General features: G+C 61.6%; 14 protein-coding genes. 7 read left to right on the top strand and 7 right to left on the bottom strand.

Annotated elements, in window-relative coordinates:
* Nucleotides 1-173: 173 nt before the first annotated feature.
* A complete protein-coding gene (locus C1717_RS10555) occupies nt 174-716 on the bottom strand; it encodes a hypothetical protein (RefSeq protein WP_180965807.1) in 543 nt (180 codons plus the stop codon).
* Nucleotides 717-850: 134 nt separating this feature from the next.
* Here C1717_RS10555 and C1717_RS02390 point away from each other — a divergent pair, with 134 nt between their 5' ends.
* Nucleotides 851-1,063 carry a hypothetical protein gene (locus tag C1717_RS02390; protein WP_102371644.1) on the top strand — a complete coding sequence of 71 codons (213 nt, stop codon included), beginning with the start codon at nt 851-853 and terminating at the stop codon, nt 1,061-1,063.
* Between the two features lie 62 nt (nt 1,064-1,125).
* On the opposite strand, the gene C1717_RS02385 is transcribed toward C1717_RS02390, so the two are convergent.
* Nucleotides 1,126-2,091: a helix-turn-helix transcriptional regulator gene (locus C1717_RS02385; protein WP_102371643.1), complete on the bottom strand. Its 966-nt coding sequence runs from the start codon at nt 2,089-2,091 to the stop codon at nt 1,126-1,128.
* 503 nt (nt 2,092-2,594) lie between these two features.
* On the opposite strand from C1717_RS02385, the gene C1717_RS02380 reads away from it, so the two are divergent.
* The 4 genes from C1717_RS02380 to tnpA (C1717_RS02365) all read left to right on the top strand — a co-directional run bounded on the left by C1717_RS02380 (nt 2,595) and on the right by tnpA (C1717_RS02365) (nt 6,689).
* A complete protein-coding gene (locus C1717_RS02380; protein ID WP_102371642.1) occupies nt 2,595-4,040 on the top strand; it encodes a basic amino acid/polyamine antiporter in 1,446 nt (481 codons plus the stop codon).
* Nucleotides 4,041-4,124: 84 nt separating this feature from the next.
* Nucleotides 4,125-5,243 carry an aminotransferase gene (locus tag C1717_RS02375; RefSeq protein ID WP_102371641.1) on the top strand — a complete coding sequence of 373 codons (1,119 nt, stop codon included), beginning with the start codon at nt 4,125-4,127 and terminating at the stop codon, nt 5,241-5,243.
* Between the two features lie 236 nt (nt 5,244-5,479).
* Complete coding sequence (gene tnpA / locus C1717_RS02370; RefSeq protein WP_077071246.1) at nt 5,480-5,938, top strand: IS200/IS605 family transposase; 459 nt, start codon at nt 5,480-5,482, stop codon at nt 5,936-5,938.
* A gap of 292 nt (nt 5,939-6,230) precedes the next feature.
* Nucleotides 6,231-6,689: an IS200/IS605 family transposase gene (gene tnpA, locus C1717_RS02365; RefSeq protein ID WP_077071246.1), complete on the top strand. Its 459-nt coding sequence runs from the start codon at nt 6,231-6,233 to the stop codon at nt 6,687-6,689.
* A 330-nt stretch (nt 6,690-7,019) separates the two neighbouring features.
* On the opposite strand, the gene C1717_RS02360 is transcribed toward tnpA (C1717_RS02365), so the two are convergent.
* A complete protein-coding gene (locus tag C1717_RS02360) occupies nt 7,020-8,795 on the bottom strand; it encodes a 1-deoxy-D-xylulose-5-phosphate synthase (protein WP_102371640.1) in 1,776 nt (591 codons plus the stop codon).
* A 326-nt stretch (nt 8,796-9,121) separates the two neighbouring features.
* Between C1717_RS02360 and C1717_RS02355 the strand changes: the two genes are divergently transcribed.
* On the top strand, nt 9,122-10,087 hold the full coding sequence (locus tag C1717_RS02355) for an SPFH domain-containing protein (protein WP_102371639.1): 966 nt from the start codon (nt 9,122-9,124) through the stop codon (nt 10,085-10,087).
* Between the two features lie 148 nt (nt 10,088-10,235).
* On the opposite strand, the gene C1717_RS02350 is transcribed toward C1717_RS02355, so the two are convergent.
* The 3 genes from C1717_RS02350 to C1717_RS10550 all read right to left on the bottom strand — a co-directional run bounded on the left by C1717_RS02350 (nt 10,236) and on the right by C1717_RS10550 (nt 12,322).
* The gene (locus tag C1717_RS02350; RefSeq protein WP_102371638.1) at nt 10,236-10,772 is read right to left on the bottom strand and encodes a biotin transporter BioY; all 537 of its coding nucleotides are present in this window, start codon (nt 10,770-10,772) and stop codon (nt 10,236-10,238) included.
* Between the two features lie 134 nt (nt 10,773-10,906).
* Nucleotides 10,907-12,061 carry a hypothetical protein gene (locus tag C1717_RS02345; protein ID WP_102371637.1) on the bottom strand — a complete coding sequence of 385 codons (1,155 nt, stop codon included), beginning with the start codon at nt 12,059-12,061 and terminating at the stop codon, nt 10,907-10,909.
* Between the two features lie 90 nt (nt 12,062-12,151).
* A complete protein-coding gene (locus C1717_RS10550) occupies nt 12,152-12,322 on the bottom strand; it encodes a DUF6724 family protein (protein ID WP_180965806.1) in 171 nt (56 codons plus the stop codon).
* A 165-nt stretch (nt 12,323-12,487) separates the two neighbouring features.
* Here C1717_RS10550 and serS point away from each other — a divergent pair, with 165 nt between their 5' ends.
* Complete coding sequence (gene serS, locus C1717_RS02340; protein ID WP_102371636.1) at nt 12,488-13,771, top strand: serine--tRNA ligase; 1,284 nt, start codon at nt 12,488-12,490, stop codon at nt 13,769-13,771.
* Between the two features lie 116 nt (nt 13,772-13,887).
* Here serS and C1717_RS02335 read toward each other — a convergent pair whose 3' ends face one another.
* Nucleotides 13,888-14,901 carry a dipeptidase gene (locus tag C1717_RS02335; protein ID WP_102371635.1) on the bottom strand — a complete coding sequence of 338 codons (1,014 nt, stop codon included), beginning with the start codon at nt 14,899-14,901 and terminating at the stop codon, nt 13,888-13,890.
* Nucleotides 14,902-14,968: the final 67 nt, after the last annotated feature.

Here is a 14,968-nt window from a genome sequence, read left to right as displayed (position 1 = left end):
GATGCGGAGGGTTTAACGTTCTGATAGCGCACGAGAATGGGTTTCCGGCGCTTCTCTCTTTAGTACGTTGCCTCGAAATCAGCCGGGCGCGTCAGAGATGTCCTGCGGGTGCACTGCGCGCCGCGTCGCTCTCCGACGGCGTCGTGGCCCAGCTACCGGTATCCGGGGTTCAGCTACTTGCGCATGAACGAAAGAATCGTGGGCACGGCGCCGATCGCGGCGAAGAGATAGAGCCGGACGAGGTTGCCCATGTAGTTGCCGGTATCGATGATTCCGCGCTCCAGCAGGCGCGGGATATCGCCGAGCGCCTCGAAGAGCCCATAGCCTAGTTGCTCGGATACAACGAAGCCCCAGTCGATATAATCGCCCACAAACGTCATGATCAGGATGAATGCGATGGAGATCACGATGCCGCGGATGGTGAGTGCCCCGCCGAGCTTCTCGTATCCGATGAGCGCACAGAGCGCCATGACGACACCGGACAGCGCGGAGATGATGCCGATCCTGCCAAGAATGACGATGCACGCCACGCCGACAAGCGATCCCAGGAAGGCGCCGAGCGTGCCCATCGCAACGTTATCAACTGAGGAAGGGACAACCGTGGGCCCCTGCTGCGGGTAACCGTTGGGCTGGTTGGGTTGCTGATACCCGCTGGGTTGGTTAGGTTGCTGTTGGTATCCGTTGGGTGTCTGATACCCGTTAGGCTGGTTGTCCATGAACGTCTCCAATCGTACGGTCGCCCGCAATCTTGGGGCAAGTATGACACCTACCGTGTATGGGGGACATCAACGTTAGGTAAAGCGTCGGCAGATGACGGCAGGAGGCAGTATGTGATGGCATTTGGTTCGTCATGCGCTCGCTGATTGCATCCATGAACCCGGGTCGCTTCATCATCACCGGGTCGCTCGTCGATGCCGAAGCGGTCAGATCTCTGGAGGTCTCGGTAGCCAAAACGGTTCCAACATGGGCTATGCCCGAGTTCGTGTACAGGCCGAGCTTCGAGCGCTGGTATCTGGACGGGCTCGTGTCGTGGCTTCAGCAGGGAGCGGGCGCGGGCGCCTGAGGCAGTCGACCCATATCGCTCCTCGCAAGGAGCCGCTCCGTGCGGACTTCCCCCATGCGCCATCAGGTCTCTTTCCAGAATTCCTGTATCAGCTTCCTGCGGTCGCTGCACCCGGTCTTCTTGAGGATGTTATGCATGTGAACCTTCACGGTGCTTGGCGACAACTGCAGCTCTGAGGCGATATTTTGGTTGTCCTTGCCCGCTATGACAAGGGAGAGCACGTCAAGCTCGCGCGGTGAGAGGTGGAACCTCCTGCCAAAGTGCGGCAGATGCTCCGCGGCGAAAGCCTCCTGAGGCTCCGTGGCTTTTGTGGGTGGGTTGTCGAACCTGAGCGACAGGGCTTTGAACGCGCTCTTGCAGGCTGCTGCCATGCAGCAGATCATGAGCGCGTTCTCGCTGTAGTTGCGCTCGGGAGCGACCGCTCGAAGCTCCATGAGGATGCCGCCGGCATTGGGGTCTAGGAAGTAGAACGCGTCTTCCACGACCACGCTGATGCCGAGCAACCAAGCAACAAGGTAGATCCTTATTCCCCGGCGCATGCGCGTCCGCTCCTCGGTGCTCGCTGTTCTGAGATAGCGAATGGCGCTATAGATTAGGATCCAGAACAGGAACACGGCTCGCGTGGTGTAGAAAGCGAACCGCCCTAGGCCTGTCGTGGGTGGAAAGAACAGCGACAGGATGCTTACCACGAGGAAGATCCCGCAGGGCACCGCTTTCACCGGACGGCTTTTGACGGCAAGGTAATCGCATACGAGCAGCCAGAACGACGAGATGAAGCCCACGCCCGAGACCACGGTGGCGGCTGAGCGGACCGTGAGGTACACGGTATCGAGCCTCCATGGGCGGCCGGCGGAAACAAAGCTGTCTTGGAACACCCAGGCGATGTCGAAGAAGTAGAAGCAAAAGCCGATCGCTGCGAGCAGGAAGAGCCGCCTACGGGAGACGAGGTAGGCGGAGAGGCAGCTTGCCGAGGTGAGGATGGAGGAGAGGAGCATGAAGAACGTGAAATGCAATACGAAGAACGCCAATTGCTTCCTTCTTTCCTCTTGGGTGATGCGGCTTGCTTCGGGTAACGCGGTGTGCCTCACGCGGCGTGCGGTGGGCCTCGGGCATCGTGCGGCGTTCCATTCGGTCGAAAGGAGCGCACCCGCCTGCCGTGCTCGGCACCCATCCATCTTACCTGCCTTCTTGCTGCCAGCTTGGACGATGCCGGCCGGTTTCGGCAGGCGGTCCGCTGCGGCGGATTATCTAGCACGCAGCCGATGACCTGCGGTTTAGTAAGGGTTTAGTCCCGCTTTGGACTTGCGTAGAACCAAGATACAACGAAGGATACAACCCGTTTAGCCCTTTTGCGTGCATCCGGGGGAGATGAGGATGGGATTGAGGCGGACGGGGCGAGGGTGCCATGTCCCCCAGCATGGATGCCGCGCTGAGCCCCATCCGCCTGTAGTCCAAACGTCGGTCGCCGTACGCGCGGCACCGCATTTGAAGCGCTCGGATTCCATCCGGTCGCGGGGAAGGAGGTTCGCCCATGGAAGAGGCGAAGGAAGGCAAGAAGGGAATCGGGCTGTTCGGCCTCATCGGCATGGTGGTGAGTTCGTGCATAGGCTCCGGGGCATTCGCGATTTCGGGCCAGCTGTCGCAGGTGGCGGCTCCTGGTAGCGCGCTTATCGCCTGGCTTATCGTGGGCGTGGGATTCCTTGCGCTCGCGCTCTCCCTCAACAATCTCGGAGCCCAGCGCCCTGATCTGCCGGGAATCTTCTCGTACGCTCAGGAAGGATTCGGGCCCTTTGCGGGCTTCGTGTCGGGTTGGGGCTACTGGCTCTCGGCATGGTTGGGCAACGTGGCTTTTGCGACCATGATGATGTCCACCGTGGGGTACTTCTTCCCAGCGTTCCTTGCGGGCAACACCGTTCCCTGCATCGCGATCTCGTCGGTTGTCATGTGGCTGCTTACGATCTTCGTGATTCGCGGCGTCGAGAGCGCCTCGGTGCTCAATGCCGTCGTCATGGTCTGCAAGGTCGCCTCGCTTGCCGTGTTCGTGGTCTTCTCGGTCTTCATGTTCGACGCGGGGGTCTTCACGTCCGATTTCTGGGGCACGCTGTACAACAATGCTGTGGCTGCTGGTCAGGCGGGTGCCGATGCGGTCTCGCTCGGTGATGTCACCCAGCAGATCATGAATTGCTTCATCATCATGTTTTGGGTCTTCGTCGGCATCGAGGGCGCTACGGTCATGTCGTCGCGCGCGGAGCGCAAAAGCGATGTAGGCAAGGCGACGGTGATCGGCCTGGCGTGCTTGCTGGCCATCTACATCGGTTGCTCTGTTTTGCCGTACGGGTACATGCCCTACACCGAGATCGCTTCGCTCGACTATCCCGCCATGGTGTACATCTTCGAGGATATGGCACCTGGCTGGGGTGGCGCGTTCATCTCGGTGGCCATCATCATCTCGATCCTGGGTTCGTGGCTCTCGTTCACGATGCTTCCCGCCGAGACCACCTCTGAGATGGCGGCAAGCAAGCTGCTGCCCGCTTCTTGGGGCAAGCTCAACTCAAAGGGAGCCCCGCAGCTCAGCCTCGTGGTCGTTGGCGTCTGCACGCAGGCGTTCCTCATCGTCCTGCTCGTGAGCGAGGATGCCTACGATTTCGCATACTCGATGTGCACGGTTGCCATCGTCATCACCTGGGCGCTTGCCGCAGCGTACCAGGTGAAGAGCGCCCACGAGGCCAAACAGGGGGCGCAGCTCGCCATCGGACTCGTGGCGACGGTGTTCCTCGTGGTGGGCGTCGTTTTCAATGGCTGGTCGTACCTGCTGCTCACCTGCGTCGGATACATTCCGGGGTTCGTGGTGTATGTGCAGGGCCGCAGGTCCGAGGGTCTTTCCCTCGGCGCGGTGGACAAGGCGGGCATCGCGGTTATAACCGCGCTCGGAGTGCTCGCGCTCGTCCTGCTCGCCATGGGTGTCATTACTTTGTAATGTAGTGTCATCGCGCCGGGGCGGCGGAGGCCGACGTCTCGGCGCGGCTGGTCCGCGAGGGGCCTGCAAGGAAGGAGAACACGTATGAATATCGCCACCATCGGCGTCGAGGAATGGCTCAACGTCCACGAGAAGAGCGCCACGGTCGATATCGCCCAGTCCACGATAGCATCGCTCACCATGGACGAGATCCTGCGGCTCGACGGCACGGACGGCGCGGGCTTCTACGAGCAACTGGGGCGCGAGAAGATGAACTACGGCTGGATCGAGGGGTCGCCCGAGTTCAAGGATGAGGTCGCCGGTCTCTATGAGAATGTCGAGCCTGACAATATCCTCCAGACCAACGGCGCGACCGGCGCGAATCTTCTTGCGCTCATGACGCTCGTGGAGCCTGGCGACCATGTGATCGCCGAGTACCCCACCTACCAGCCGCTCTACGAGATCCCGCGCACGCTCGGCGCCGACGTCGAGTACTGGCACATCCGCGAGGAGCTGGGCTGGCAGCCCGACATCGCGGAGCTTGAGCGGCTGATCCGTCCCGACACCAAGCTCATCTGCATCAACAACGCCTCGAACCCGCTCGGCACGGTACTGCCGCGCGAGACGCTCGAGCAGATCGTCGAGATCGCCCGTTCCGTGGGCGCCTACGTGCTCTCCGACGAGGTGTACCTACCGCTCGAGGATACCGAGAGGTTCGTTTCCATGGCGGATCTCTATGACCGCGCCGTGGTGACCAACAGCATTTCCAAGACGTATTCCGTCCCGGCGGCGCGTATCGGCTGGACGGTATCGAACGCCGAGGTGGCAGACCGCATCCGCACCTATCGCGACTATACGCTCATCTGCGGCGGCATCTTCAACGACGCCCTTGCCGTGCACGTGCTTCGCAACCGCGCGCGCATCCTCGAGCGCAACCGTTCGATCGTGTTGGGGAATCGCGCCATCGCGCAGGCGTGGGTCGACAGCGAGCCTCGTGTTCGCTGGGTCGCGCCCAAGGGGGTGTCGACCTCGTATATCCAGTTCGACATCCCCATGGATGACGAGGCATTCTGCCTCAAGCTCCTGCGCGAGCGTGGCGTGCTGCTCGTCCCCGGCGGTCGGTTCGAGCTGCCCTGCGGTGCCCGTTTAGGCTACTGCGCTCCTGAGCAGACGTTGCGCGAGGGCCTTGTTCGCCTTTCCGAGGCGTTACGGGAGTTCGATTAAACGTTGCGAGAGTACGACTAGACCCTTGATGGGATCTGTCGATTATTTCCCCGGGGCGCGATCGGTGCGATCGCGCCCCGGGCTGATTCAAGGGTCATCAACCCTGTGGCGCGCGCAGCGCGCCACTGAAAACCACCCGCTACGCGGGTGGATCCCACTGATGCTACGCAACGGGCCGCCCTCCTCCTAGGATGGTGATTGTTCAGGTCGCCAGCCCCAAGAGGAGGGTGATAGCCATGGCGCAGAAGGCCAACAGCCTCGCGCACACGAAGTGGCTCTGCAAGTACCACATCGTGTTCACACCGAAGTATAGAAGGAAGGCGATATACAACCAATACCGCAAGGACCTCGGGGAGATCCTCAGGCAGCTCTGCCGCTGGAAGGGGGTGGAGATCATAGAGGGGCACCTGATGCCGGACCACGTGCACATGCTGGTCAGCATCCCGCCCAAGATCAGCGTGTCGAGCTTCATGGGCTACCTGAAGGGGAAGAGCTCGCTGATGATGTTCGACCGGCACGCGAACCTCAAGTACAAGTTCGGGAACAGGAAGTTCTGGGCGGAGGGCTACTACGTGTCCACCGTCGGCCTGAACGAGGCCACGATCGCCAAGTACATCAGGGAGCAGGAGGCCGCCGACATCGCGCTGGACAGGCTGAGCGTGAAGGAGTACGAGGACCCGTTCGGTAGGGGGTAGCGGCCCGCCCGTTCGACGGGCGTGCCACGAGTCAAGGGGCTATCGGGCCTGAACTTCGTTCAGGCCAGGGACTTGAGTCCCTGGCCTGGGCCCCTAGGGTTACACCCTAAGAGCAAACCACCCGCTATGCGGGTGGTCCTGATTCAAGGGTCATCAACCCTGTGGCGCGCGCAGCGCGCCACTGAAAACCACCCGCTACGCGGGTGGATCCCACTGATGCTACGCAACGGGCCGCCCTCCTCCTAGGATGGTGATTGTTCAGGTCGCCAGCCCCAAGAGGAGGGTGATAGCCATGGCGCAGAAGGCCAACAGCCTCGCGCACACGAAGTGGCTCTGCAAGTACCACATCGTGTTCACACCGAAGTATAGAAGGAAGGCGATATACAACCAATACCGCAAGGACCTCGGGGAGATCCTCAGGCAGCTCTGCCGCTGGAAGGGGGTGGAGATCATAGAGGGGCACCTGATGCCGGACCACGTGCACATGCTGGTCAGCATCCCGCCCAAGATCAGCGTGTCGAGCTTCATGGGCTACCTGAAGGGGAAGAGCTCGCTGATGATGTTCGACCGGCACGCGAACCTCAAGTACAAGTTCGGGAACAGGAAGTTCTGGGCGGAGGGCTACTACGTGTCCACCGTCGGCCTGAACGAGGCCACGATCGCCAAGTACATCAGGGAGCAGGAGGCCGCCGACATCGCGCTGGACAGGCTGAGCGTGAAGGAGTACGAGGACCCGTTCGGTAGGGGGTAGCGGCCCGCCCGTTCGACGGGCGTGCCACGAGTCAAGGGGCTATCGGGCCTGAACTTCGTTCAGGCCAGGGACTTGAGTCCCTGGCCTGGGCCCCTAGGGTTACACCCTAAGAGCAAACCACCCGCTATGCGGGTGGTCCTGATTTTGGGTTCCCAGCAGGCGTCGGCGAGCGTTCGAGGGCTGGTGCCATGGTCTTTTTCCAGAAGTGAGTGGCTCGTGTGTGGATCTCGGAGTAGCCGACATTCCCGCAAGCCTGTGAGCTGGCATTTCATGAACCAAGATGACGGGGCTACTGGGCAAAGTCAGATATAGTCACTCACAACTGGATAATTATGCGAGCATGCCCTCGATGTCCGCGGTGATGCCCTCGACGGTGATGCCGTTTTCTGCGAGCAGCTCCTCGGGCTTGTAGCGGTCCGGGAATCCTTTGCGGATGCCGTAGCAGCGGATGCGTATATCGTCTGCGGCGAGGAACCGGGCGACCTTCTCGCCCCAACCGCCCTCGAGCACGCCGTCTTCAAGCGTTACAAGCGCGCGGTAGCGCTCCGCCGCCTCAGCGAGGAACACCTCGTCGAGTTCGGCGGCGAAGCGGGGATTCACCACGGTTGCGTGAATGCCGCGAGTCGCAAGGGCATCGGCGATTTGCTCGCCCAAAGGCAGGAACGCGCCGAGTGCAAGAATCGCAACGTCCTCGCCCTCGCACACAATTTGATAGGACGGTACGGAGAAATCCGTACTCCCGGGCGTCGCCACAAGGTCGGGGCGTGATACCACGGGGCCGACGGGCACGCGAATCACCACCGGCATACTGCGTTGGTTCAGCGACCAATCGAGCATGGCGAAATACTCCTCGCAGCAGGAGGGGGCCAATAGTCGCAGGCCCGGTATGCTGCCGAGCATGGCGATGTCAAAGAAGTTGAGATGCGTCTCGGCGTTGGCGCCATAAACCGAGGCTCCGATATCGAGGATGGTTGCAGGAGCGCCGTTCAGGCATAAGTCGTGCCATAGCTCATCATAGGCACGCTGCAGGAAGGCGCCGTACACGCCAAATACGGGAGTGGCGCCCCCGCGCGCAAGTGCCGTGCAATAGGTTATGGCGTGCTCTTCAGCGATGCCCACATCGACGAAGTTCCTCCCAGCTTCGATGCGGCGTTCGGGCGTGAAGCCCATGACGTAGGGCATGCCTGCGGTAACGGCAACGATGCGTGGATCTTCGTCCATTCGCTCAAGCAGGTGTTCGGCGGTGAGATCAGCGTAGGTGCCTCGTGGGACGTCGCCGCCGATGAGCTTGCTCTTCTTGCCGGTTGTGGGATCGAAGGACCCTACATGGTGCCAAGCCTCCGGGTCGTCTTCGGCGGGCTTGAAGCCAGCTCCTTTTACGGTATGGATGTGCAAGACGACGGGATGGTCGGTGCCGCGTACCTCGGAGAGCGCATCCACGAGCGCGAACACATCGTTGCCCGCGTCGACATAGTGGTACTCGAAACCCATGGCGCAGAAGAGGTTGTTCTCGACGCCGCCGCAACTCTCCCGCAGCGCAGCCAGGTTGCCGTAGATGCCGCCATGATTTTCGGCGATTGACTGGTCATTGTCGTTGACCACGATGATGATGCCGCTGCCGAGCTCTGCGGCGGCGTCGAGTCCCTCGAACGCCAAGCCACCTGAGAGCGACCCGTCGCCTATGACGGCGACCACATCGAAGTCCTCGCCGGCGAGGTCACGTGCCTTGGCGAGGCCGCAGGCGAGGCTCAGCGAGGTCGAGGTGTGTCCCATCGAAAACAGGTCATGCTCAGATTCATGCGGGTTGGAGAAACCAGATACCAGATCGAACGCGGCGGGATCGAGAAATGCTGCCGCGCGGCCGGTGAGCGCTTTATGGGCGTAGCACTGGTGCGAAACATCAAAGACGATCTTGTCGTGCGGGGAATCGAACACGCGGTGCAGGGCAACGGCGAGCTCGATCACGGCGAGATTGGGAGCGAGATGTCCGCCGACCGCTGCGGCTTTCGCTATGATGGCGCGCCGGAGCTCATCGCCGAGAAGCGGGAGTTTCTCGGCGTCGAGCGCCTTGACATCTCGAGGTGATGTGATGTGTTCCAAAAGCATTGCGCGCCGCGCTCCGAAATCTATAGCCCGTCCCCGTCAGTTCAGCGTGAACATCTAGTTTCTCACAAGAATCGTCCTGAAATGTGTATGCTCTGCGATGGGTGTGCGAACAATCGAGGGAGACGGTGGCATGCCGGCGCTGAACGGTAAACGCCGCCTGTTGAAGCGGCTTCATGCAGTTTCCGAACGTGGGCGGAGCGATGGGAAGAGCTCCCAGCGACGAACCGGGAAGCTCTGCGAAACCCTTACGCGGTATCGACGGGGCTACTGCATAAACCTGCTATGCTATCCCGTAGCGCATCTCGCGGATGTTAGGAGGACACCCTATGGTCGGTTCATTTTTGGCCGGTATCGGCGGGCTTTTCGGGTTCATCATTATTCTCGTCATCGTGATCGTGGTGCTGGCGAACACGCTTTTCGTGGTCAAGCAGCAGCACGCGGTCATCATCGAGCGGTTGGGTAAATTCAACGGGATCGTGGGCGCTGGCATCCACGCCAAGATCCCCGTGATTGACCGCAAAGCCGCCACGGTTTCGCTGCGTACGATGAAAAACGGCTTCGACATCGACGCGAAGACCGAGGACAACGTGACCATCGGCCTCGAGGTTTCCGTCCAGTACCACGTTTCGTACGATATGGGTCGCGGTCCCGCAGATTCCGGCGTCTACAAGAGCTATTACATGCTGCAGCAGCCGGTTGCCCAAATGCGCGACTTCATCACCGACGCCCTGCGCTCGTCCATTCCGGTTTACACGTTAGACGAGGTCTTCGCCAAGAAGGACGACATCGCACAGGACGTGAACGCCACCGTCTCCGAGCAGATGGCCGCCTACGGATTCACGCTCGTGTCGACCCTCATCACGCGCATCGCGTTGCCTGCCGAGGTCGAGGATTCCATGAATCAGATCAATGCGGCGCAGCGCACCAAGGCTGCTGCGCAGGATCTGGCAGAGGCGGACCGCATCCGCCGCGTGACCGAGGCGCTCGCCGAGGCCGAAGCCATGGAGAAGGCCGGCGAGGGTATCGCCAATCAGCGTAAGGCCATCGCCGTGGGCATCAAGGACTCGCTCGAGAGCATCCAGGAGACGGGTGTATCCAACGATGAGGCGAACCTGCTGTTCATGTACACGCAGTGGACCGAGATGATGACCGAGTTCGCACGCACCGGCAAGAGCTCCACCGTGGTGCTTCCTTCCAACTTCAAGGAGAGCGCCTCGATGTTCGAGCAGATGCTCGCTGCCTCCGAAGCGAACGATCAGGGAAACGTTCCGCCCGTCACGCCGCAGAACTAGCGCCTCTGCCATAGGATCCGCCATAGGGAGCGTTTCCTTTGGCGCGATTGTCTGATAAGCGGTCCTGTATGCAAGATGTCCCCGCTGCGCGCTGCGTGGCGGGGACATCTCTGTCAATGGAGCGCGTCCGTAATGGCAGGACGGCTGATTATGCCGAGGCGGTGCGGGTCGAGGTCGCGCGGCGCACGGAATGGCCCAGCTGAGCGCCGATGACGAGCTTGATGGCGTCGGGGATCATGAACGGCAGCACGGCTACGGCGAGCGCGGCGAAGAGGTCCATGCCCGTCACAAGCATGAGCTGCGCGGTCCCTAGCGTGTACGCCACGAGCAGCATGCCGATCGCGGCGAGGACCTCGCGTAGGCGCTCGGGGATGATGTGAAGCTGCAGAATGGCCGCTGCGAGCATGGTGCCCACGAGGAAGCCCCAGAGATAGCCGCCGGTGGGACCTACGATGCTTGCGATGCCGCCGGAGAACCCGGAGAAGACGGGTAAGCCGAGGCCGCCGAGCAGCAGGTAGAGCGCCACGGTGATGACGGCATCCTTGCCGCCGAGGGCGACGGGTAGCATGGCGAGCGTGAGCGTCTGCAGCGTGAACGGCACCGGGCCCAAGGGGATGCTGATAGCAGAGGACACGGCAAGCAGTGCGACGCACAAGCCGCACCGGGCGATCTGGACGGCTCTCATAAATCTCCTATCGATTGCGTGCAGGTGCGCGGGCATGAGTGCTCGCGACGCACCCATCTTAGCGTTCCGTTCGCAACTGCACGTGTTCTTCGGTTGGTTTTGCTCGGTCAACGGTGCGGGCGCTGCCCGTGTGTCTACGCATCAAAAATCCATCTGGTGGAATCGTCCCATGCGTCCTCGTCGAAGGTGAGCTCGAGCTCCTCGCCTTCGAGGGTGGAAGTTCCTGCGTAATGCATGTAGGTGTAGGTTTCGTTCATCTGCGCTCTGCCGTCTTGAGCGATGAGAGCGGCGACCGCCGCCTGCGCCGTCGCGCGCTCTTCGTCCGATACGGAATCGCCGGTAAAGATAGCTGGATCGCGATACTGCATGTCCAGCCACAGGTCGCTCACCACATTATCCACATCGGGCATCGAGAAGTCGAAGTAAACCGAGCTCGTGATTTCGAACCCCTCCTGGGTGGCGCTGCCGTAGCTGGTGGAATCCTCCAGGGTATAGCTGCTGTGCGCGAGCATCCAGCTTGCAACTTCTTGGGCATCGACGCCGGCTTCCTCGGCCGCGACGCCAGCGTATGCCTCGAACGTCGAGGAAAAAGCCGCCGAAACGCGCTCGAGGTAGCCGCCTTCTCCGGCGGCGATCTGGCTGAGGCGGTCTTCGGTTGCGGTGATCGCGAGCTCCTCGAAGTCGTCGCAGACCTGGCTGTAGATACTCGGGTCGTACTCGATATCGAACTCGAAATCGATGTTGCCGACATCTTCGCGCGTAGTGAGGACATCGTCGAGCACGGAGGAGCACATGGAGAGAAGCGGGGCGAGGAACACGCTCAGGATTCCTAGGAACACCGCTAAAGCGACGGCGGTGCGCAGGCGTCGCATCGCGGAGCGTCGTGCGCCCTCGGTGCCCTCGGTTGCTTGCGCTGCGAAGCGCCGGTGCCAGGCGTGGCGATCATGCTTCGCGCGTGAGGAGCGGGCTGTTCGAGCGGAGCGTTTTGCCTGCTCAGCCGCGCGTGCTCGCCATGAATCCTCGGCATGATCGGTTTCGCCGAACAGCTCTGCCGCCTGTGCCTGGTGGCTTTCTGCTCTGCTGTTCGACAGATGCGCGCCGGAAATGCCCTTGTGCCTGCCATGAGCGCTCGTCCACGTGCGGAGCCCCCGCTCCTCCTCATGGCGCCTCAACCGTTCGGCGCCGTCATCGACATCCATCTCGAAGGACGGCTCGTCGGTGGGCATGACGGGGTCGGGTGCGTTGAACGGGTCGATGTCCGGTTCGGAACGCGAAAACTTCCATGCCATAGTGCATCCTAACGCTCGCAGCCAACTGATGAGCAGGAAGGGACGGGTTGAGGCGCGTGGCAGACGAGGATGGACTGCAGCGCTGCGCCGTTAGAAGAAGCTATCCTCTTCGCCGTCCTGCTTGGGTCCACGATCGACGTACAGCTTGCTCGTGCGCTTCTCGAGCACAAACGCAATGATGGCGACGACGACGATGCCGCCGAAGAAGAGGACAGCCAGGCCCTCGCGGGTGTTGAACAAAAAGGAAAAGACATCGCCCATGTGAGCTCTCGCAATCTAGGTGAAAAGACATGCTCTTGCCAAGCCAAAACAGCAGCTTCGGTGCCCTTGGCGTCCATTAAGTATATACTTGCCAGAGCATGCTTGCGCGCACGAGCCCCTAGCGTGTCAAGCCATTTGAATGTATCCAGCTGGAAAAGAGGGACCATGCTTGATATCAAGTTTGTTCGCGAGAACCCCGATGCGGTAGATGCCGCCATGGCAAACCGCCAGACCTCGTGGGACCGCGCGCACTTCTTCGAACTCGACGAGGAGCGCCGCGCCGTTATCACCGAAGTCGAGGAGCTGCAGGCTACGCGCAACGCTGCGTCCAAGAGCATCGGCGCCCTTATGCGCGAGGGCAAGCGCGATGAGGCGGAGGCCGCCAAGGAGGCCGTGCGCGAGGTCAACGACAAGATCGACGGCCTGGCCGATCGCCGCAGCGCGCTCGAGGACGAGCTTAACGAGTTCATGGCTCACCTGCCCAACATCCCTTGTGATGCCACGCCCGTAGGCAAAGATGAGTCCGAGAATCCCGAGCGCCGCCGGTGGGGCGTTCCGCGCGACTTCGCGGCCGAGGGCTTCGAGGCAAAGCCCCATTGGGACCTGGGTACCGATCTGGGTATTCTCGATTTCGACCGCGGCTCCAAGCTTGCGGGTGCACGCTTTACCGTGCTTGCCGGTGCAGGCGCCATGCTCGATCGCGCGCTTCAGAACTTCTTCCTGAACACCCATATCGCGCGGGGATTCAAGGAGTTCATCCCGCCGGTGATCGTGAACCGCGAGATCATGTACGGCACGGGCCAGCTGCCCAAGTTCGAGGACGATGCCTACCATACCGGTGACGACCAGTTCCTCATCCCCACGGCGGAGGTAGCGCTGACCAACCTCCATGCCGGCGAGGTGATCGACGTCGCCGAGCTTCCGCTTCGCTACACCGCGGGCACGCCATGCTTCCGCGAGGAGGCGGGCTCTGCGGGGCGCGACACGCGCGGCATCATTCGCCAGCATCAGTTCACCAAGGTCGAGATGGTGAAGTTCGCCACGCCGGAGCAATCCGACGACGAGCTTGAGAGCATGGTGGCTGAAGCCGAGTATCTTCTGCAACAGCTTGGTCTGCCGTATCGCGTGATCAGCCTGTGCACGGGCGACCTCGGGTTCTCGGCGCGTCAGACCTACGACATCGAGGTCTGGCTGCCGAGCTACAACGCCTATAAGGAGATCTCCAGCTGCTCCAACTGCGGTGATTTCCAGGCGCGCCGCGCGAACATCAAGTATCGCGACCCCGAGAACTTCAAGGGCGTGCGCTTCGTGCACACGCTGAACGGCTCGGGTCTTCCTACCGGTCGCACGATGGCCGCCATCATGGAGAACTACCAGAACGCTGACGGGTCGATCACCGTTCCGGAGGTGCTCCGCCCCTACATGGGCGGGATGGAGCGCATCGGATAGCGAACCGATGCTGCAAAACGCAGCGTAACGCCGCAATTCGTGTAACGAAACGGGCCGCCCGACGAGGGCGGCCCGTTCTCGTTGAGCACAATATGCGCGCTGTCGTAGGACTCGGTTTAGCGCTTGCCCTCTTGCTCCCAGCGTTCGAAGAATGCGCAGGCGTTTTCGTAGCAGATCTTTTTTGCCAGCTTCTCGCCAAAACGGTCCGTAAGAAGTCTTTGGAACGATGGCATCGTTCGAGCGTCTGCGATGAAGGTGGGGGTATCGCAGCCGTCGAAATCGCTCCCAAGTGCCAGCACGTCTTCGCCGCCGAGCTCGAGAAAATGGTCGATGTGTCGGGAGAAGTCGTCAAACGTGGGCGCGCCGTCGTCGCGCACGAAGTCGCAGCAATAGTTGAGGCCCACTATGCCGCCGCGATCGCGAATCTCGGCAAACTGCGCGTCGGTGAGGTTGCGCGGATGGCGGCAGACGGCGCGGCTGTTGGAGTGGCTCGCGATGAAGGGGCGCTCGGCAACGCGGGCGACGGTGGCGAAGCAGACGTCGTTGAGATGTGAGACGTCAAGCACCATACCCGCCTGCTCCATGCGGCGCATGACCTCGAGGCCGATGGGCGTCACATCAGCATCTTCGACATCATGTCCGCTTGCGAGCGGTCCCTGCGCATTCCAGCTGAGCGATGCCATGAGCACGCCCGAGCGGGCGAGCTGCTCGACGAGTGCGGGGTCGTGCGCGAACAGCCGCGCGTTCTCGATGGTGCGAATGCAGGCAACGCCGCCCTCCTCGAGGACGGGGCGGATCTCGTTGCCTGAGCGGATCTCGTGGACCTGGGGGAGCGCGGCGAGTTGCTCGGAGAGATAGGACTGGACGAACTCGAGGAAGCGTAGCGATTGCTCGGGCGTGAGGGCGTCGGGAACGTAGCAGGCGAAGCACTGTGCCCATGGCGTGCCTCCGATGCCCTCGAGGGAGACGTGGCCATGGTTGCGAGCGAGGTCCCGAATGGTCGACGGGCTTTCGGAATCGCCGGGAAAGTAGTAGTCCTCGCCGGTTGCCATCTTGAACTCTGCAGGAAGCTTCTGCCATGCGAGTCGGTCGATGGTATCGCAGTGCAGGTCGACAACTGGATAAGGCATGGCGGGGCTCCTTAGGCTCGATGCTCGTCGGTCATCCGTAATGCACCATAGCATTTTGCGCGGACAT

Origin of the sequence: Enorma phocaeensis, assembly GCF_900186505.1 — a bacterium.
Classification (GTDB): Bacteria; Actinomycetota; Coriobacteriia; order Coriobacteriales; family Coriobacteriaceae; genus Enorma; species Enorma phocaeensis.
This window is presented reverse-complemented; position numbering and strand designations above follow the sequence as displayed.

Bases quoted from the DNA above. Each gene is read 5' to 3' on its own strand.
- C1717_RS10555 (WP_180965807.1), bottom strand. From the start codon at position 716: ATGGACAACCAGCCTAACGGGTATCAGACACCCAACGGATACCAACAG.
- C1717_RS02390 (WP_102371644.1), top strand. From the start codon at position 851: ATGCGCTCGCTGATTGCATCCATGAACCCGGGTCGCTTCATCATCACC.
- C1717_RS02380 (WP_102371642.1), top strand. From the start codon at position 2,595: ATGGAAGAGGCGAAGGAAGGCAAGAAGGGAATCGGGCTGTTCGGCCTC.
- C1717_RS02375 (WP_102371641.1), top strand. From the start codon at position 4,125: ATGAATATCGCCACCATCGGCGTCGAGGAATGGCTCAACGTCCACGAG.
- tnpA (WP_077071246.1), top strand. From the start codon at position 5,480: ATGGCGCAGAAGGCCAACAGCCTCGCGCACACGAAGTGGCTCTGCAAG.
- tnpA (WP_077071246.1), top strand. From the start codon at position 6,231: ATGGCGCAGAAGGCCAACAGCCTCGCGCACACGAAGTGGCTCTGCAAG.
- C1717_RS02360 (WP_102371640.1), bottom strand. From the start codon at position 8,795: ATGCTTTTGGAACACATCACATCACCTCGAGATGTCAAGGCGCTCGAC.
- C1717_RS02355 (WP_102371639.1), top strand. From the start codon at position 9,122: ATGGTCGGTTCATTTTTGGCCGGTATCGGCGGGCTTTTCGGGTTCATC.
- C1717_RS02350 (WP_102371638.1), bottom strand. From the start codon at position 10,772: ATGAGAGCCGTCCAGATCGCCCGGTGCGGCTTGTGCGTCGCACTGCTT.
- C1717_RS02345 (WP_102371637.1), bottom strand. From the start codon at position 12,061: ATGGCATGGAAGTTTTCGCGTTCCGAACCGGACATCGACCCGTTCAAC.
- C1717_RS10550 (WP_180965806.1), bottom strand. From the start codon at position 12,322: ATGGGCGATGTCTTTTCCTTTTTGTTCAACACCCGCGAGGGCCTGGCT.
- serS (WP_102371636.1), top strand. From the start codon at position 12,488: ATGCTTGATATCAAGTTTGTTCGCGAGAACCCCGATGCGGTAGATGCC.
- C1717_RS02335 (WP_102371635.1), bottom strand. From the start codon at position 14,901: ATGCCTTATCCAGTTGTCGACCTGCACTGCGATACCATCGACCGACTC.